The following is an 18,320-nucleotide window of genomic DNA, read 5'->3' on the forward strand; positions in this document are numbered from 1 at the left end:
CGCCTCGTAGGCGGCGTCGCCGATCTCGGCGCGGCACCGGGCGGCGACCCGCTCGGCGTCGGGGTCGCCCGCGGGCGGGGAACCGCGCAGCGCCGTGCCCACGCCCAGCAGCAGCGCGGCCCGCCCGCCGTCCCCCTCCAGCAGCGCCACCCCGGCGAGCCCTTCGGCGATGCCGGCCACCAGGGTCAGGTCGCGGGTCCGGTGCCCGCCGGTGAGCGCGCTCCGGTGCCATTCCAGGGCGCCGGCGACGTCGCCCTGCGCCTCCGCGATCCAGCCCAGCGCGACGCACGCCCGGATCCGGGTCTCCTCGGCGTCGAACCATCCCGCGGAGCACCGGGCGAGCGCCGTCTCGCACCGGCGGCGCGCCTCGGCCAGGTCGCCGTGGAGCCGGGCCAGCTCGCCGAGCCCGAGCTCCGCGGCGGCCAGGATCTCCCTGGCGCCCACCCGCCGGCCGAGCTCCGCCGCCCGGGTGTAGTCGCCCCGCGCTCCCGCCGGGTCGCCGTCGCGCCGCCGCCCGCCGGCCCGGCGCAGGAGCAGCTCCGCCACGTCGACGGTGGAGCCCAGCCGCTCGGCGAGCTCCAGCGCCTCGTCCGTCAGCGCGGCGGCCGCGGCCCGGTCCCCGCGCCGTTCGGCGAGGTGGGCCAGCCCGGAGATCGTCTGCGCCATGCCCCACCGGTCGCCGATGGCGCGGAAATCCGCGAGGGCGGAGGCGAACTCCTGCCCGGCCTCCGCCAGATTCCCGTCGAACAGAAGGAAGTACGCCCAGCCGAAGTGCATGATCCCCGTCAGCCAGGGGTCGGTCAGCTCGAGCCGCTGCCAGCGGCGCATCAGCTCCGCCGCGACCTCCGGCTCCGGCGGGCCGGTGACCATCGCCCACATGACGTTGATGAACGGCTGCCGGGGCAGGGACTCCCGCTCGAGCATGATCTTCCTGGTGGCCTCCAGGTGGGCGTCCAGCCCGGAGCCGTCGCCGCCCGACGCGACGGTCATCACGCACAGCGCGTACTCGTCGGCGAGCCCGGCCGGCGGGCCGGAGCCGAGCGCCTCCAGGAGCTCGCGGGCGAGCACGGCCGCCTCGCTGCGCAGGGAGCGCAGCCACCAGTAGCACGACAGGGCCGACAGCAGCCGCAGGCCCGGCCCGACGTCCCGCGCCCGGGCCGCCCGGTGCAGCGCGGCGTGCAGGTTGTCGTGCTCGCGGTCCAGCCGCTCCAGCCACTCCAGTTGCTCGGCGCGGCGCAGACGGGGGTCGGCGGTCTCGGCGAGGTCGAGGAAGAAGGCCAGGTGGGCCCGGCGCAGCGGCTCCTCCTCGCCCGTCTCGGCGAGCCGCTCGGCGCAGAAGGCGCGGATCGTCTCCAGCATCCGGTAGCGGCCGTCCACCACCTCGACGAAGGACTTGTCGACCAGGGAGGCGAGCACGCCGTCGGTGTCGTCCACCCCGCAGACCCGCTCGGCAGCCTCCAGAGTGGCCCCGCCCGCGAAGACCGTCAGCCGCCGGGCCATCGTCCGCTCGGTCTCGTCCAGCAGGTCCCAGCTCCACTCCACCACCGCGTGGAGCGTCCGGTGGCGGGGCTGCGCCGTGCGGCTGCCGCGGGACAGCAGCCGGAAGCGGTCGTCGAGCCGGGCGGCGACCTCCACCGCGGTGAGCGAGCGGAGCCGGGCCGCGGCCAGCTCGATGGCCAGGGGCAGGCCGTCGAGGGCGCGGCAGATCCGCAGGACCGCGCCCGCGGTGGCGTCACCCTCCCCGGCGCCCTCTCCAGCGCCCTCCCCGGCGCCCGCTGCGTCGCGTCCTGTGCCGCCCGCTGTGCCGTGTCCTGTGCCGTGTCCTGTGCCGTGTCCTGTGCCGCCTTCCGCGCCGGCACCGGTGCCCGGGCCGAAGTCCGCGGTGAAGCCGGGCCGTACGGCGGAGGCCCGGTCGAGGAAGAGCCGTACGGCGGCCGCCCGCTCGGGGGGCGTGCCCGGCGCGGGCAGCTCCAGCGGCGGGACGGGGTAGAGCGTCTCGCCGGTGATGCCCAGGGCCTCACGGCTGGTGGCCAGGACGTGCACTCCGGGGCAGGTGCTCAGCAGCCGGTCGGTGAGCCGGGCGGCGGCGTCCACCACGTGCTCGCAGTTGTCGAGGACCACCAGGATGTCCCGGTCGGCGAGGGCCGCGGTCAGTCTGCCGGTCAGGTCGGGCGCGGTCTGATGCTGCCGGTCCGGCGCCGAGAGCAGACCGGTCTCGCGGAGCCCGAGCGCGCTGAGCACCGCCTGCGGCACCTCCGCCCCGTCGGCGAGCGGAGCGAGCTCCACGAAGCAGACCTCGCCGCTCCGCCGCCCGGCCGTCTCGGTCGCGAGCCTGGTCTTGCCGGTCCCGCCGGGACCGGTGAGCGTGACCAGGCGGCTGCCGTCGAGCAGCGTTCCGAGATACTCCAGCTCGGCCGCGCGGCCGACCAGGGGGGTGAGAGGGGTGGGAATCCCGTTCCGGGGGGCGCCGGGCGCGGCGGCGGCCGTGGCGGGAGAGCGGGAGGAGGGGGCCAGGGACGGATCGGCCCGCAGGATCGCGAGGTGGGTCGCGGCCAGTTCGGCGGACGGGTCGGCGCCGAGCTCCTCGGCGAGCCGCCGCCGGATGCCGTCGAAGACGGCCAGGGCCTCGGCCTGCCTGCCGTCGGCGTACAGCGCCCGCATGAGCAGTCCGGCCGGCCGTTCCCGCAGGGGGTGCGCCGCGACCGGCTCGCGGAGGGCGGCGACGGCCTCCCGGTGGCCGCCGGTCGCCAGCAGCGCCTCCGCGTGGTCCTCGACCGCGGTCAGGCGCGCCTCCTCCAGCCGTACGGCCTGCGCCGCGGCGAACGGCGCGTCGCCGACGTCGGAGAGCGCGGGCCCGCGCCAGAGACCGAGCGCCTCCGTCAGCAGGGCCGCCGCCCGCCGGTGCTCCCCGGCCACCAGGGCCTCGTGGCCGTCGGCCGCCAGCCGCGCGAAGCGCAGGGCGTCCACGGCGTCGGGACCGGCGGTGATCAGGTATCCGGCCGGATGCCGGGCGACCAGCTCACCGTGGTCGCCGAGGAGGGCGCGCAGGCGGGAGACCTGCGCCTGCAGCGCGTTGGTGGAGCCGCCGGGCGCGTCGGCGCCGTAGAGGCCGTCGATCAGCCGCTCGACGGTGACGACCCGGCCCGCGTCGAGCAGGAGCAGCGCCAGCAGGGCGCGCAGCCGCGGCCCGCCGACGGCGACCGGCCGCCCGTCGCCGTGCCGGACCTCCACGGACCCCAGGATGCCGAACCACATGATCGGAATTGTCCCAGGCGCGGGGCGGTCGTGTCGTGCCCGTACCGGCCGCGGACACCGTACGGCGGCCCGGCCGGGGAGACGGCCGGGGAGACGGCGAGCCGCAGGAGGATCGTCCTCCCGCGGCTCGCGCGGCGCGGTGCGGTGCGGTGCCCTCAGCGGGCGGTGACCTCCGCGAAGTGGCAGGCCACCGGGTGGCCGTTGCCCCGGTCGACCAGGGCGGGCTCCTCGACGGCGCAGATCTCCTGGGCCTTCCAGCAGCGGGTGCGGAAGCGGCAGCCGCTCGGCGGGTTCAGGGGACTGGGCACGTCACCGGTGAGGATGACACGCTCGCGGGCGCGCTCCAGCTTCGGGTTCGCCATGGGGGCGGCCGACAGCAGCGCCTGGGTGTAGGGGTGGGCGGGGCGGTCGTAGAGGTCGTCCCGGGGACCGGTCTCGACGACCTTCCCGAGGTACATCACCGCGACCCGGTCGGAGATGTGGCGGACCACCGACAGGTCGTGGGCGATGAAGACGTAGGCCAGGCCGAGCCTCTCCTGCAGGTCCTCCAGGAGGTTCACCACACCCGCCTGGACCGACACGTCCAGCGCCGAGACAGGCTCGTCCAGGATCAGCAGCTTCGGCTCCAGCGCCAGGGCGCGGGCGATGCCGACGCGCTGGCGCTGGCCGCCGGAGAACTCGTGCGGGTAGCGGTTGCCGTGCTCGGGGCTGAGCCCCACCAGGCGGAGCAGCTCCGCCACCCGGTCCATGCCGCCGTCCTTCCAGAGCCCGTGGACCTTCAGCGGCTCGGCGATGATGTCGTTGACCGGCATCTTCGGGTTGAGCGAGGCGTACGGGTCCTGGAAGACGATCTGCATGTCGCGCCGGACCGGCGCCATGCGCTTGGCCGACAGGCCGACCAGCTCCCGGCCCTGGAAGCGCACCGAGCCGGAGGTGGGGGTGTGCAGCTGGAGGATGGCGCGGCCCGTCGTGGACTTGCCGCAGCCGGACTCGCCCACCACGCCGAGGGTCTCGCCCTCGTCGACGTGGAGCGAGACCCCGCTGACGGCCTGGACGTGGGCCACCACCCGGCGCAGGAAACCGCCGCCGCGGACCGGGAAGTTCATCACCAGGTCCTTGACCTCGAGCAGGTGCCCGCCGCCGTCGGGCTCGCGCTGGGGCGCGCCCTTCTCCTCGGTCGTCACGCTCATGCCACGGTCTCACTCTCGGTGCGGAAGAACTCGGTCGGGTCCTCGGCCGCGGCCAGCCGGTCCCAGTGGTGGCAGGCCGCGTAGTGCGCGCCGCTGTCGGTCTCGGCCAGCGGCGGCTCCTCGGCGCGGCAGACATCCGTGGCCAGCGGGCAGCGCGGGGAGAACGGGCAGCCGGCCGGCAGGTTGATCAGCGACGGGGGAGTGCCCTTGATCGGGCGGAGCCGGCTCACGCCGCCGCCCTCCAGCGACGGGATCGAGCCGAGCAGGCCCGCCGTGTACGGCATGCGGGGCTCCTCGAAGACCGGGTCGGTCTCCCCGAGCTCCACCGGGCGCCCGGCGTACATGACCAGCACCCGGTGGGCCATGCCCGCGATGACGCCCAGGTCGTGCGTGATGAGCACGATGGCGGCGTTGACCGCATCCTTGACCTCCAGGAGCTTCTCCAGGATCTGCGCCTGGACGGTCACGTCGAGGGCCGTGGTGGGCTCGTCGGCGATGATGATGTCCGGGTTGTTGATGACCGCCATGGCGATCATCGCGCGCTGCCGCATGCCGCCGGAGAACTCGTGCGGGTAGCTGCGCAGCCGGGCCTCGGCCTGCGGGATGCCGACCAGGTCGAGCATCTCCCTGGCCCGGGCCAGGGCGACCTTGCGCGGCATGAGCTCGTGCGCGAGCACCGCCTCGGCGAGCTGGTCGCCGATGGTGTAGACGGGGTTCAGCGCCGTCATCGGGTCCTGGAAGACCATCGCGATCTTCCGGCCGCGCAGGCTCCGCTGCTTGCGGGGCGACATCTTCAGCAGGTCCTCGCCGCGGAAGAGGATCCGGCCGGAGATCCGGGCGCTCTTCGGCAGCAGGCCCATGACGGCCAGCGAGGAGACGGACTTGCCGGAGCCGGACTCGCCGACGATGCCCAGCACCTCCCGCTCGCGCAGGCCGTAGGAGACGCCGCGCACGGCGCGCACCACGCCGTCCTCGGTGGGGAACTCCACGGTCAGGTTCTCGACCGTGAGGATCTCCTCCTCGGAGGGCGGGCGCACGGCGTCCAGGGTGAGGCCGACGTGCACCTCCTCGGCGGAGTCGGACACGTGGGAGGAGAGCTCGTGGACCTGCGGGCCGGACCCCGAGGGCTCGATCGGCAGGTTCGCAGAAGTCGTCATTAGGCACGCACCCGGGTCTGTCGGGGGTCGAAGGCGTCGCGCAGGCCGTCACCGATGAAGTTGATCGAGAGCGCGATGAGGATGATGAACAGGCCGGGCCACCAGAACAGCCACGGCCGGGTCACCATGGCGCTGCGGTACTCGCTGATGAGCTGGCCGAGCGAGGTGTCCGGCGGCTGCACGCCGAGGCCGAGGAAGGACAGGGCCGACTCCAGCAGCACGGCGTTGGCGACGGAGAGCGTCGCGGCGACGATGATGACGCCGACGGTGTTCGGCAGGATGTGCCGGAAGATGATCCGCCTGGCCGGGGTGCCGATGGCCCGGGCGGCCTCGACGAACTCCTTCTCGCGCAGCGAGAGGAACTCGCCGCGGACCAGGCGGCCCAGAGTGGGCCAGATCACCAGGCCGATGAAGACGCCGAGGGCTGCGGCGCCGCTGTCGCCCATCATCCGGCCGACCACGGCCGCGATGATGAGGACCGGAATGGTGATCATCACGTCGGTGAAGCGCATCAGCACGGCCTCGACCTTGCCGCGGAAGTAACCGGCGGCGGAGCCGATGAGGGTGCCGACGAGGGTGCCGACGATGGCGACGAGGAACGCGATGATCAGCGACTGCTGGGCGCCGCGCATGGTCAGCGCGAAGTAGTCGATGCCGATGTCGTCCTGACCGAAGGGGTGCTCGCCGAGACGGACGCCGTCCCCGCCGAGGAACTCGGGGACCAGGCTGAGGGTCGGCCTGCCCTGGTTCACCAGCGAGCCGGTGTCGAGGTAGTTCTTGTCCCACCAGCCGGGGATGCCCGCGAAGCCGATGGAGCTGAACGCGAGGATGATCACGAGGCCGAAGATGACCATCCCGGCGAGGGCGGCGCGGTGCCGGAAGAAGCGGCGGCGGACCATCTGCCCCTGGGTGCGGGCGACGACGGCCAGGCCCTGCTGGGCGTCAGAGGGGGTCCCGGGCTCCGTCGCCTGTGCGTTGATCGTCATGATGGTTCTCCGATCTCAGGACAGCCGGATGCGCGGGTCGAGGTAGGCGTAGAGGATGTCGGCGATCATGTTGAACACGACGATCGCGGTCCCCGTGACGATGAAGAACGCCATGACCGGCACGGGGTCGACCGTGTTGAGCCCCTCGATGAACAGGTTGCCCATGCCCTGCCAGCCGAAGACGTTCTCGGTGACGACCGCGCCGCCGATGACGCCGGCGAAGTCGACGGCCATCAGCGTGGTGATCGGGATGAGGCCGTTGCGGAAGGCGTGCTTGACCACGACGGTCCGCTCCGGCAGGCCCTTGGCGCGCGCCGTGCGGACGTAGTCCTGGTTCATGACCTCCAGCATGCTCGCCCGGCTGTAGCGGGTGTAGGTCGCCAGCGAGACCAGGATGAGCGCCATGGTCGGCAGCAGCAGGTGGCCGGCCGAGTCCAGGTTCATCTGCCAGAAGTCGCCCTGGAAGTTGGGGGTGCGGGCGCCGATCGTGGAGATGGGCCGGCCGCGCACCATGGCGCTGTAGGCGTTGAAGGCCTGGAGCAGGCGGTCCACGAAGACGACGCCGCCGGTGAACAGGCCGGTCAGCACGGCGGCGGTGATCGCCTGGCGGCGCTGGAGCCCGCCCAGGCCGTACCCGAGGCCGGCGCAGACAGCGACCGTCAGCAGGGCCAGACCGGCGATCTCCAGCCAGGTCGGGTCGGCGAGCACCGGGCCGAGGACCTCCGAGGAGGCCGCGCCGAGCACCGCCGCGGCGAGCGCGGCGTACAGCGGGCCCCGCTGCCGCAGCCCGGCGGACAGGGAGGTGAAGCCCACGGCGGCGGCGAGCGCGATGGCGAGGGTGAGCGGGAGCCCGAAGCCGGGGTCGGCGAACCAGCGGGTCACCGACAGGAGCGTGAACAGCCCGCCGCCGACGGCGAGGCCGACGGCGAACGCCAGCAGCCGGCGCCTGCGGTCGCCGACGGTGAGGGCGCCGAAGACGAGGCCGGACAGCAGGGCGAGGGCGGCGATGACCGGCACCGGGATGACCGGGTCCTTCAGCCAGTTGTTGAACTCGATGGCCATGTACTGCTTGAGCATGACCGCGACCCAGAAGATCGGGAGCGAGAAGCAGATGAAGGCGGCGAAGGTGACGGTGTAGTCGAAGCCGCTGTACTGGCGGAGCGCCGAGATGATGCCGATGACGACGCCGACGACGATGGCGAGCACGGTGGCGGCGACGACGAGCTGGAGCGTGGCGGACAGGGCCTCGCCCAGCATGATGGCGACGTCGTGGCCGTCACGGTTGACGCCGAGGTCGCCGCGGGCGATGTTGCCGAGCCAGTTCAGGTAGCGGACGGGGATCGGGCTGTCGAGCTGCATGCGCTCGGTGCGGTCCGCGATTTTCTGGGCCTTGTTGGGGCTGGCGTCCTGGCGGAGGTCTTCCAACGGATCGCCCGAGAGCGCCGTGAGGACGAAGATGATGAAGGTGGCCGCCAGGAGGACGAAGAACGAGATGACCAGTCTCCGCGCGATGAAGACGATCATTTCGTCACCTCCTGCTCTGTGAGGACTGTATGTGCGGGCCAGGGCCGGGACCGGGGGTTTGTGCTCCTCCGGCCCCGGCCCTGGGGGGTGGATGTTCCGTCAACCGCACGTGCGGTGAACCGGATCTAGAACAAGAGGGTTACGCGGCGGTCCACTTGTCCATGTTCCAGGTGATGGTGGACTGGGCGGGGTTCGGGACCACGCTCTGCAGAGTCTCGTCCCACGCGCTCAGGGCCGGGTGCTGGAACAGCGGGATGGTGGCCAGGTCCTCCCAGAGGATCTTCTCGATCTCGCCGATGATCGGGTCCTGAGCGGCCTTGTCGAGGGTCGAGTTCAGCTTCTTGACGAGCTCGTCGATCTTCTTGTTGGAGTAGCAGCCGTTGTTGTTGCCCTTGCTCTCACCGTTGCACTTGGTGGGGGTGGTGTAGGTGGAGCCCCAGCCGCTGATCTCCGAGGAGCCGATCCAGGCGAACAGCGCGACGTCGTAGTTGTTGGCGGGCATCACGGTGCCGAAGAAGTCCTCGGAACCGCCGTCGACGATCTCGAAGCCGGCCTTGTCGCAGGCGTCCTTGATGAGCTGGACGGCCGCGGTGCGGCGCGGGTTCGGGGTCTGGTAGCCGACCTTGATCTTGGTGCCGGCCTTGCCGGCCTTCTCCACCAGCGCCTTGGCGCCCTCGATGTCCTGCTGGGCGTAGGCGGCGGGAACGCCGCCCGCGGCCTGGACGACCGCGGCGTGGTTGGACTGGAACGGCGCGACGTTGCGGACGTCGAGCGGCTTGGCGTTCGGGTCGACCGGCTTGATCAGGTTGTCGACGATGAGCTGGCGCGGCAGGCACTTGGCGAAGGCCTCACGCAGCGCCTTGTCCTTGAACGGGCTGGAGTCGAAGTTGAAGTCCAGGTGCTCGTAGACGTACTGGTTGCCGGTGTGGACCTTCACACCCTGCAGGGCCTTGAGCTGGTTGAGCACGTCGGGGCCGGGCTGCGGCTCGACGATCTGGACCTCGCGGTTCTCCAGCGCCTGGGCCTGCTCGTCCAGGGTGATGAAGCGCTCGACGATGGTCGAGGCCGCCGCCGGGGCGCCCCACCACTTGTCGTTGGCGACGAGGGTCAGCGACTGGCCGGAGTCGAACTTGGAGAGCTTGTACGGGCCGTTGGACGGGATCAGGTCGGCGGCGGGCAGCGAGCCCTCGGCGATCCAGCCGTCGTTCCAGAACTTGGCGGCCTTCTCGAGCTTCTTGGCGTCGGTCTTCTTGACCGCCTCGATGAACTCCTCCTCGCTCAGCCCGCCCTGCTTGGCCACGATGTGGGCCGGCATGAGCTCGGTGGCGCCGGGGCCGTTGGAGCTCCAGTCGGCGAACGGCTGCTCGTAGACGAAGGTGAACTTCTTGTCGCCCTTGTTGCACTCGGGCACCTTGACGTCCTCGACGCCGGTGGTGCCGTCGGTGGAGAAGATGTCGAGCTTGCCGGACTTGAACGCCCAGAACATCAGGGCGTCGTCGCAGTCGATCGGCGTGCCGTCCGACCAGACCGCCTTGTCGCTGAAGGTGTACTCAACGGTCAGCGGGTCGTCGGAGGTCTTCTGGTAGGACCCCATGTCGGGGTTCGGGGTGATCTCCCCGTTCTCGCCGTAGAACCAGAAACCGGTCAGCACGCGCTGGAGCGGGCCCGCGTTGCGGCTGGCGTTCTCCGCAGCGGTGTTCGCGTTGTAGGAGTGGAACTCCTGCTCGTAGGCGTAGGTGATGGTCGACGCCGCCGCGGCGGGCGCCGAAGCGGAGCCGGAGGCGGCGGGTTTGCTCGCCGAGTCCTCGCCCGCACAGGCGCTCAGCAGGAGTGCACCTCCTGCCACTGCAGCTAGAAACTTGCCAGATGTCCGCGTGTGGAACACGGCAGCACTCCTTAGGGGTTCGATGTGAAGTAAGCCGCCAGCATGGTTGAGCAAAGCTGACCATCGTGACTCTGGCTTGGACAAGTGGGACGCGGGGGGTGTTGCAGACCTGAGACCGCGAGCGGTCCAACCTGTAACAAAGTCGGGCGGTTAGCGCGAAACCGTGAAATACGTGATTATCGGAAAAAACATAATGTTTGACCGAATCGTCCCAATATGTGAGATAGCAGAGCGTAGCCGACGGTCGATCCTCCGGTGCGAGGTGCCGGGACGGGTGAGCCGTTTCCCTGATAGGACAGGGCTTGGCGGTGCATCGAAGAGTCGATCTTCTCTCACTCTCCGTAGTGGACGGCTTTTCCGGTAACCCCGCTTTCCGGTTGCTCCGGTCTTCCAAGGGGGCCCGCCGGGCCTTCCGCATCCTCGGGCCGCGCCTTCCGGGAAAGGGGTGCGAGGGCGGGTGTCGCGCCCCTTCGCGTGCCGGGAGGCGTGGCCCGCCGCGTATTTATGAAAGATGTCTTTCATATTTGTGAAAGGTTGCCTTCGTAAATGACGGCTCAGGTCCGGCCGCTTTTCCGCGTACCGGGCCGGAGTCGTCCGGCCGCCGCCGGGGGCATCCTGGGAGGCGTGACCGGAGAAGACATGACAGAGCAGAGAGTCCTCCCCCTGGTCGTCCGGATCGAGAGGGCCGCCCCTCCCGAGCGGACCGATGCCCTGGAGGCCGCGGCGCTGGCCGTGCTGACGCTGCTCGCCGACCCCCGCTCGGCGGAGGGCGGCGAGTGGGCCGAGGCGGTGCGGAGCTGGGAGCGCGGACGGATCAGGAAGGTCGTACGGCGGGCGCGCGGAGCCGAATGGCGGCGCGTGCTCGACCTGCCGGGCATCACCGTCGCGCACGGCACCGCGGAGGTCCGCGTGCACCCGCCGGTCCCGCTGGACGGCTGGCCCCGCGACCTGTCCCGGCTCCAGGTCTCCGGCACCGATCTGGCCGACCCCGCCGAGCCCGCCCCGCCGGGGGAGGGCGGCCCCGTGCTCTGGCTCAACCCGCACCTGCCGATGTCGGCCGGCAAGGCCATGGCGCAGGCCGGGCACGCCGCGCAGTTCACCTGGTGGGGCGCGGACGCGCGCGTCCGGCGGGAGTGGCGGGAGCGTGGGTTCGCGCTCGCCGTGCGGACGGCGGACCCCGCCGCCTGGACCGCCCTGTCGGGCGGCGGCCTGCCGGTGGTGCGGGACGCCGGGTTCACCGAGATCGCGCCGGGCTCGTGCACCGTCGTGGCCGACGCGCCGTGGTTGCGTACGGAATCCGCCCGCCCGGGCGGCGCCCCGGCGCCGAAGGTCTCCAGGTAGGAGCGGAAGCGGAATGGGACGGACTCGTTCCCGAAGTGTGATGAGTAACGCGTACGGGAAAAGCGGATTTGTCGTACGCTCCCGATCGTGCTCGATGGGTTGGGTGGTACTTCGGGGGCCCGGGAGACGGGTGTTACCCCTACGTATGTGGCTGCCGAGGCGGAGACGTCCGAGCTGCCCAAGATCGTCGCACCACCGCCCCGCGTCCCCTCGTCGCCCGTGAGGCGCTCCCGCGTCGGTGACCTGCCGATGCGGGTGATCTACCGGATCCTGGCCGGGCTCGCCGCGGTGGTCGTGGCGGCGGCCGCCGCCCTGATCGGGTTCCTGTCCTCCGACTCGGCGGACTCCTCCGACCGGCCGGGCGGGGAACCGCCGGGGCAGATCGCCGCGCCATCTGCCGCGGTGTCCTCGCCCGGCCCCAGCTCGCCGCGGCCGTCCTCCCCGGCGGCGGCCCCGGCCGCCACGGGCGCGGCCCCGTCCGGCACGCCCGCGCCCACCCCGGACGGGAGCGCGGTGGCGGCGGCCCTCGCGGACCCCCGCGTGGCCGAGCCGCCGCGGGACCGGAAGCTCGCCCGGCTTCCGGGCAAGGCGGTGTCCGCCAAGCGCCGCGTCGCGGACGACAAGTCCGGGATCTCGCTGGCCCGGCTGGGCAAGCCCTGGAAGGGCTTCGGCGCCTCGCCGTTCTCCACCAGGCAGGTGCTGCCTCCGGTGAGGGGCGCGGGACACCGGGCGATGCTCGTCAGCTGCCCCGTCCCCATCCAGGTGCAGGCGACGATGAAGGACACCGCGCTCCTGGCCGCCCGCTGGACGCTCAACCACCACCCCGAAGGCGCCCGGATCAAGTGGACCGCCTCGCAGCGGGCCGGGGACGGCTGGCTGCTCGCCTACCGGGTGACGTACAAGCTGAAGGGCAAGACCCGCTCGTCCATGGCCGCGGTCGTCGTGACCGAGACCGACCGGGCCAAGCCCGCCCTGGTCTTCGTGACGATCCCCGACGCCCAGCGCGACCGCTGGCGTGACATCAACACCGCCGTCTCCTCCGTCCGGGCGCTGTAGCGGCTGCCCTCCGCTCCGGGCCGGTCCCGGCGCGGAGCGCCACATGGTGTCAGCGTGGTCTCCGGGTGATCTCCGTACGGCCTCCCCGGAGGAGCGCGCGAGGGCTGCGCGGCGCCCCGGGAGGGGCCCGGCCGGGCGAGCGGGCCCGCCGTACCCGCCGATAGGCTCGGTGGCGTGACCCAGCTCGTACTCGCCTCGGCCTCACCCGCCCGCCTCGCCCTGCTCCGCAGCGCCGGACTCGACCCCAAAGTGATCGTCAGCGGGGTGGACGAGGAGGCCGTCACCGCCCGGACCCCGGCCGACCTCTGCCTCACCCTGGCCAGGACCAAGGCCGCGGCGGTGGCGCAGGACCTGAGCGGCCCCCTGGTCATCGGCTGCGACTCGGTGCTGGAGCTCGACGGCCGCGCCCACGGCAAGCCGGCCTCACCCGAGGAGGCCGTCGCCCGCTGGCGGCAGATGCGCGGCCGGAGCGGCCACCTGCTCACCGGGCACTGCGTCATCGACACCGCCACCGGCAGGGAGGCGGCCGAGGTCGGCTCCACGCTCGTCCGCTTCGGCACCCCCACCGACGCCGAGATCGACGCCTACGTCGCCACCGGCGAGCCCCTCCGGGTCGCCGGGGCCTTCACCCTGGACGGCCCCGGCGGCTGGTTCGTCGACGGCATCGACGGCGACCACGGCAACGTGCTGGGCATCTCCCTGCCGCTCCTGCGCCGCCTCCTCGCCGCCCTGGGCGTCTCCGTACCCGGCCTCTGGCGGCGCTGAGCCCGTGCCCGTCGGGGCGGACCGGAGCTCGGAGCTCGGAGCCCGGAGCCCGGAGCTCAGGGCCCGGGGCCCGGGGCGGCCGAGGCCGTCACGCGGTGGGCGCCCGGGCCCGATAGCCTTCGCGGCATGAGTGTGATCCGCTCCTTCGCCGGTGGCATGGGCTTCTTCCTCCAGGGACTGCGCTGGGTCGCGCGCCACCCCGGCTGGTGGCTCTTCGGACTGATCCCCGCGCTGATCGTCTTCGTGCTCTACGCCGCGGGGCTCTACTTCCTGGGGACGAACGCGGGTGAGCTGGCCGAGTGGATGACGCCGTTCGCCGACGGGTGGGGCGAGACCGCCCGCGGTGCCGTCCGGGTGCTGGCCGGCGTGGTGCTCTTCGGCGCCGGGCTCGTCCTGGCCGTGGTGACCTTCGCGGCGGTGACCCTGGTCGTCGGCGAGCCGTTCTACGAGAGGCTCTCGGAGAAGGTCGAGGAGTCCTACGGCGGGGCGCCCACCGGGCACGAGGTGCCCCTGTGGAAGTCGATCCCCCGTTCGATCAGGGACAGCCTGGTGACCCTCGGGTACACGCTGCTGTTCACCGTGCCCCTCTTCCTCCTCGGGTTCGTGCCGGTGCTCGGGCAGACCGTGGTCCCCGTGCTGGGCGCCCTCGTCTCGGGCTTCTTCCTCACCGTCGAGCTCACCACCCTCGCCATGGAGCGCCGGGGCCTGGCCCGCAGGGACCGGTTCGCGCTGCTCCGGGCGGACAAGGCCCTCACCACCGGCTTCGGGGTGCTCCTCTTCCTGCTCTTCCTCGTCCCGCTGGGCGCGGTGGTCGCCATGCCCGCCGCCGTCGCGGGTGCGACCGTCATGGTCCGCATGAGACTGGCGCCCGGGAGCGTCCCCGGCGGGGCGGTCCCCGGCGGGAGCCTCCCGCCCGGGCCCGCCCCGCAGGGTTTTCCACAGGGGCGCTGACCGGCGCGGACCGGTCGTCCACAGGGCCGCCGTCCGGAGGAGGGCCCGCCCTCCGCTCCGGCGATGCTGTCGGCCATGACGACCGAAACCCCGGACCCGCCCGGTCTTCCCGACGCCCCGCCCGACCTGCTGCTCGGCTCCACCGAGGACGTCCTCGGCGCGGTCCCCTACCTGCTGGGCTTCCACCCCACAGATAGTCTCGTCCTGCTCGGCCTGCGCGGGGAGCCGCCCCGGGGGCACCTGCACCTCACAGTCCGCTGGGACCTGCCGCTGAGCGGGCCGGAGCCGGACCGGATCCTCCCGCTGCTCCGCAGGGAGCAGATCAGCCAGGTCATCGCCGTCGGCTACGGGCCGGGGCCGCTGGTGACCCCGGCGGCCGACGAGATCCGGGCCCTGCTGCGCGGGAGCGGGATCACGCTCGTCGACGTGCTCCGGGCGGAGGACGGCCGCTACTGGTCCTACCTCTGCTCCCGCGCCGGCTGCTGTCCCCCCTCCGGCACGCCGTACGACCGCAGGGCCGGCGAGGTCGCGGTCCGGGCCGTCGCGCACGGACTGGTCGCGCTGCCCGACCGCCGGACCCTGGAGCGCTCGCTCGCCCCCGTCGGCGGGGCCGCCCGGGCGGCCATGCGCCGGGCCACCGCCCAGGCCGCGGAGGAACTGCGGGCCAGGCTCGCCGGATGCGAGGACCTCGACGGGCTCGCGGCCGAGCTCGTCGCGGGCGGGAAGGCCCGGGTGCGCGAGGCCGTCGGCGTCTACGCCACGGGAGGGCGGCTCGACGATGGGCAGGCGGCCAGGCTCGGGTTCGACCTGGCGGTCATCCGGACCAGGGACGAGGCGTGGGCGTTGATCACCGACGACTCCCGAGACGCGCACCGCAGGCTCTGGCAGGACCTCACCCGGCGGCTGGAGCGGAGGTTCGTCCCCCCGGCCGCCTCGCTGCTCGGCATGGCCGCCTGGAGCGGCGGCGACTGCGCGCTGGCGAGCGTCGCCCTGGCCCGCGCGCACGAGGCCGATCCCGGCTACTCCATGGCGAACCTCCTGGCGCACGCGCTGCGCCATCTGCTCCCACCGCACGCTCTCGCGGACCGGATGCCCACTCCCGACGAGCTCGACCTCCAGATGGGCCCGCCGCGGACGACCTGGCTGCTCCCCATGGTCGTCCTGCTGGAGGAGCCGCCGGCCGGCCCGTCCGGCCCGGCGGGATGAACGGGCCCGGGAGCGCGGGCGGTCAGGCCTCCTCGCGCCTGCGCCGCTCGTTGTAGGCCCGCATCCGGGCGGGATAGCCGGTGAGCTGCACGTCGTAGACAGGGAGGGCGAGGTCGCGGGCGACCTTGCGGATCACCGCGGGGGCGCCGACCCGGCGCCGGGTCCACTCACCGTCGTCGGCCACGGCCACGGCGGTGGTGTCCGTCGCGAAGGTCTCCGGCTCGACGTAGAACTCCACGCCCCGGCGCGACTTGGCGAAGGCGATGAGCGCCTCGATGTCGGCGTCGTTCGCCTCACGATCGAACTTCGCGATCTTCGGCCCGCGCAGACGCCTCAAACCGTAGCGATCCCGCCATCTCATGTCCTTGTTATACATCTCCGGGACGTCCCATGACGGGTCTCGGGGAGAACTCCAGGGAGCAGGTAAGGGGGAACCCCGATGCGCGAGACGGCCGTTCTGGACGAACCTGGAGGTCACAGCGGTGACGAAGGGATGGTCGGTTTCGATGGCAGGCACAACGACACCACCGGCGGGCCCGCGGCACGGGGGCGTGCCGGCGGCGGGCCGCGGCCCCGGCTACGCCGCCCTCCGGGCGAGCGACCGGGACCGGGAGCAGGTGGTCGAGCACGTCAAGGCCGCCTACGCGGAAGGACGACTGGACAAGACCGAGTTCGACGACCGGCTGGAGCGGGCGATGACGGCCCGGGTCCACGGCGACCTGGCGCCGATCATGCAGGAGCTGTACGGCTCCCGCACACCCGCGCTGCATCCGCACGCTCCCGCGCCGGGCCGGACGGTTCCGGGGCACGCTCCGGGACACGGGAGCCCCGGGGCGCGGACCGGGGGAGACCGCCTGGGCGCGGCGGCGGCGCACCTGCTCCCGCTGACCGGCCTGCTCGTGCTCGGTCCGCTGATCATGATGCTCGCGGCGGGCCGGACCTCCCCCCACATCCGCAGGCACGCGGTGGAGGCGCTCAACTTCCAGCTGACCCTCCTCGGCGCCACCGTGCTGCTGGGGATCACGTTCGTGGGCGTCGTCCTGGTGCCCCTGCTCTGGGTCGGCGCCGTGGTGCTCTCGATCGTCGGTGGCCTGGCGGCGCTGGGCGAGGGGGACTTCCGCTATCCGTTCACCCTCCGCCCGGTCAAGTGACCGCCCGGGATCGGGACGCCGGGGTCCGGGACGCCGGGGTCCGGGCTCAGATCATCAGGGAGCGGACCGTCTCCACGGTGTCGGCCTGGTCGGGGGTCTTGTCGGGACGGTAGCGGATGACCCGGGCGAAGCGCAGGGCCATGCCGCCGGGATAGCGGCCGGAGCGCTGGACCCCGTCGAAGGCGATCTCGACGACGAGCTCGGGCCGGACCCTGACCGTCCAGCCGTCGACGGGTCCCTCCGCGAGCTCCAGGAACCGCTCGGTCTGCCAGGCGAGCAGCTCGTCGGTCAGGCCCTTGAAGGTCTTCCCGAGCATGACGAACCCGCCGCCGGAGGGATCGCGGGCGCCCAGGTGGAGGTTGGAGAGCCGCCCCTCGCGGCGGCCGCTGCCCCACTCCGCGGCCAGCACGACCAGGTCCAGCGTGTGCCGCGGCTTGACCTTGATCCAGCCCGCACCGCGCCGTCCGGCTGCGTAGGGGCTGTCCGGGGACTTCACCACCACGCCCTCGTGCCCCCGCCCGACGACCTCCTTGAAGAACTCCTCACCCCGCGCGACGTCGCCGGTGACCAGCCGGGGGGTGATCAGCTCCGGCGGCACGGCCCGGGCCAGCTCCGCGTGGCGCGTCTCGTCGGGCAGGTCGAGGAGGTCGGCGCCGTCCACCCGGAGCGCGTCGAAGAAGAACACGCTCAGCGGGGTCGAGAGACGGGCCCGGGCCACGTCGGTCCGGCTGGCCACCCGGCCCGAGGTGATCTGGAAGGGCTCGGGACGGCCGTCCGGCCGCAGGGCGATGACCTCCCCGTCGAGCACCAGGTCCGCGACGGGCAGGGCGCGGACCACCTCTACCAGCTCGGGCACCTGGGCGGTGATGTCCTCCAGAGCGCGGGTGAAGACCGAGACGGTCTCGCCGGAGCGGTGGGCCTGGACCCGCACGCCGTCGAGCTTCCACTCGAGCGCGGCCCGGCCGCCGACGCGCTCCAGCGCGGCGGCGACGGAGGGGGCGCTCTGCGCGAGCATCGGCGAGACGGGACGGCCCACCTCGAGCCTGAAGGCCCGCAGCGCCTCGACCCCGCCGGACAGCGCCGCCGCGCCCACGGCAGGCAGCCAGCCCCTCAGCATCAGCGCCCGCCGCACCTCCGCCGCCGGCGCCCCCGACGCCTTGGCGACGGCCTCGATCATCACTCCGTCGAGTGCGCCCTGCCGCAGCTCGCCCCGGATCAGCCGGGACAGGAAGGTCTGCTCGGGGCGGGTGAGCGAGGCGAACAGCTCCTCCAGCAGGGCCTTGCGCGCGGCCTGGGAGCCGGGACCGGACTGCGTCCTGATGCGGCTCAGCAGGTCGTCGACCCGGCTCAGCGTGGCGGTGGCGGCGAGGCGGGGCTCGGGGAGGTCCCGCAGGCTCGCGAAGCCGACGCCGAGCTGGCGCTGGGGCAGCTCGCCGGAGAGGTAGGCGATGGCGATCTCCGCCTCGTCCGGTCCGACCCGGGCGAGCAGCTCCGCGAGATGACGGATCTTCACCAGCCGGGCGGAGTCGGCGGCCACGGCCGCCGAGGTGCGCGCGAGATCGATCAACAGCACGCAGACCAGACTATGAGCTCGCGGTGACATTCCGGCGGAGCGGCCCGGGATCGTGGGGCGGAGCGGCCCGGGATCGTGCGGGGAAGTGGCGCGGGCCGTTCCCGGAGGGCGGGCGCGGGCCGTTCCCGGAGGATCGGGGGTTGTTCCCCCGGAGGGCCGGTGATGCTCTCCTGGAAGCGATGCTCTCCTGGAAGCGATGCTCTCCTGGAAGCGATGCTCTCCTGAGAAGCGGTGCTTTCCCGGGAAGAGGAACGGCGGGCCGTCCTCGGGAGATGAGGAG

General features: G+C 72.8%; 14 protein-coding genes. 6 read left to right on the plus strand and 8 right to left on the minus strand.

Annotated elements, in window-relative coordinates:
• The 6 genes from ACFOWE_RS22405 to ACFOWE_RS22430 form a co-directional block, all read right to left on the minus strand.
• On the minus strand, window positions 1-3,255 hold a 3,255-nt coding region (locus tag ACFOWE_RS22405), incomplete at its 3' end, for a BTAD domain-containing putative transcriptional regulator (protein ID WP_377290903.1).
• Between the two features lie 155 nt (window positions 3,256-3,410).
• Window positions 3,411-4,445, minus strand: coding sequence for an ABC transporter ATP-binding protein (locus ACFOWE_RS22410; protein WP_377290904.1), 1,035 nt, complete (start codon window positions 4,443-4,445; stop codon window positions 3,411-3,413).
• Window positions 4,442-5,602, minus strand: coding sequence for an ABC transporter ATP-binding protein (locus tag ACFOWE_RS22415; protein ID WP_377290906.1), 1,161 nt, complete (start codon window positions 5,600-5,602; stop codon window positions 4,442-4,444). The genes ACFOWE_RS22410 and ACFOWE_RS22415 overlap by 4 nt, the downstream gene beginning before the upstream one ends.
• Window positions 5,602-6,588, minus strand: a complete 987-nt coding sequence (locus ACFOWE_RS22420) for an ABC transporter permease (RefSeq protein ID WP_377290908.1) — start codon at window positions 6,586-6,588, stop codon at window positions 5,602-5,604. The genes ACFOWE_RS22415 and ACFOWE_RS22420 overlap by 1 nt, the downstream gene beginning before the upstream one ends.
• A gap of 15 nt (window positions 6,589-6,603) precedes the next feature.
• Entirely contained in the window at window positions 6,604-8,112 is a 1,509-nt protein-coding gene (locus tag ACFOWE_RS22425) for an ABC transporter permease (RefSeq protein WP_377290910.1), read from the minus strand.
• 139 nt (window positions 8,113-8,251) lie between these two features.
• Complete coding sequence (locus ACFOWE_RS22430) at window positions 8,252-9,958, minus strand: ABC transporter family substrate-binding protein (protein ID WP_377290912.1); 1,707 nt, start codon at window positions 9,956-9,958, stop codon at window positions 8,252-8,254.
• 678 nt (window positions 9,959-10,636) lie between these two features.
• On the opposite strand from ACFOWE_RS22430, the gene ACFOWE_RS22435 reads away from it, so the two are divergent.
• The 5 genes from ACFOWE_RS22435 (at window position 10,637) to ACFOWE_RS22455 (ending at window position 15,316) form a co-directional block, all read left to right on the plus strand.
• Entirely contained in the window at window positions 10,637-11,338 is a 702-nt protein-coding gene (locus tag ACFOWE_RS22435) for an aminoacyl-tRNA hydrolase (protein ID WP_377290914.1), read from the plus strand.
• Window positions 11,339-11,485: 147 nt separating this feature from the next.
• Entirely contained in the window at window positions 11,486-12,394 is a 909-nt protein-coding gene (locus ACFOWE_RS22440; RefSeq protein WP_377290916.1) for a hypothetical protein, read from the plus strand.
• A gap of 174 nt (window positions 12,395-12,568) precedes the next feature.
• Window positions 12,569-13,159: a Maf family protein gene (locus ACFOWE_RS22445; protein WP_377290917.1), complete on the plus strand. Its 591-nt coding sequence runs from the start codon at window positions 12,569-12,571 to the stop codon at window positions 13,157-13,159.
• Window positions 13,160-13,285: 126 nt separating this feature from the next.
• Window positions 13,286-14,110 carry an EI24 domain-containing protein gene (locus tag ACFOWE_RS22450; RefSeq protein WP_377290919.1) on the plus strand — a complete coding sequence of 275 codons (825 nt, stop codon included), beginning with the start codon at window positions 13,286-13,288 and terminating at the stop codon, window positions 14,108-14,110.
• 75 nt (window positions 14,111-14,185) lie between these two features.
• Window positions 14,186-15,316 (plus strand): DUF4192 domain-containing protein, encoded by a 1,131-nt coding sequence (locus ACFOWE_RS22455; RefSeq protein ID WP_377290921.1) that lies wholly within the window; start codon window positions 14,186-14,188, stop codon window positions 15,314-15,316.
• Between the two features lie 22 nt (window positions 15,317-15,338).
• On the opposite strand, the gene ACFOWE_RS22460 is transcribed toward ACFOWE_RS22455, so the two are convergent.
• A complete protein-coding gene (locus ACFOWE_RS22460; RefSeq protein ID WP_377290923.1) occupies window positions 15,339-15,677 on the minus strand; it encodes a hypothetical protein in 339 nt (112 codons plus the stop codon).
• Window positions 15,678-15,822: 145 nt separating this feature from the next.
• On the opposite strand from ACFOWE_RS22460, the gene ACFOWE_RS22465 reads away from it, so the two are divergent.
• Window positions 15,823-16,467, plus strand: a complete 645-nt coding sequence (locus tag ACFOWE_RS22465; protein WP_377290925.1) for a DUF1707 and DUF4870 domain-containing protein — start codon at window positions 15,823-15,825, stop codon at window positions 16,465-16,467.
• A 46-nt stretch (window positions 16,468-16,513) separates the two neighbouring features.
• Here the strand turns inward: ACFOWE_RS22465 and ACFOWE_RS22470 are convergent, their stop codons facing one another.
• A complete protein-coding gene (locus ACFOWE_RS22470; RefSeq protein ID WP_377290927.1) occupies window positions 16,514-18,040 on the minus strand; it encodes an ATP-dependent DNA ligase in 1,527 nt (508 codons plus the stop codon).
• Window positions 18,041-18,320: the final 280 nt, after the last annotated feature.

Origin of the sequence: Planomonospora corallina (assembly GCF_042650625.1) — a bacterium.
GTDB classification, from domain to species: domain Bacteria; phylum Actinomycetota; class Actinomycetes; order Streptosporangiales; family Streptosporangiaceae; genus Planomonospora_B; species Planomonospora_B corallina.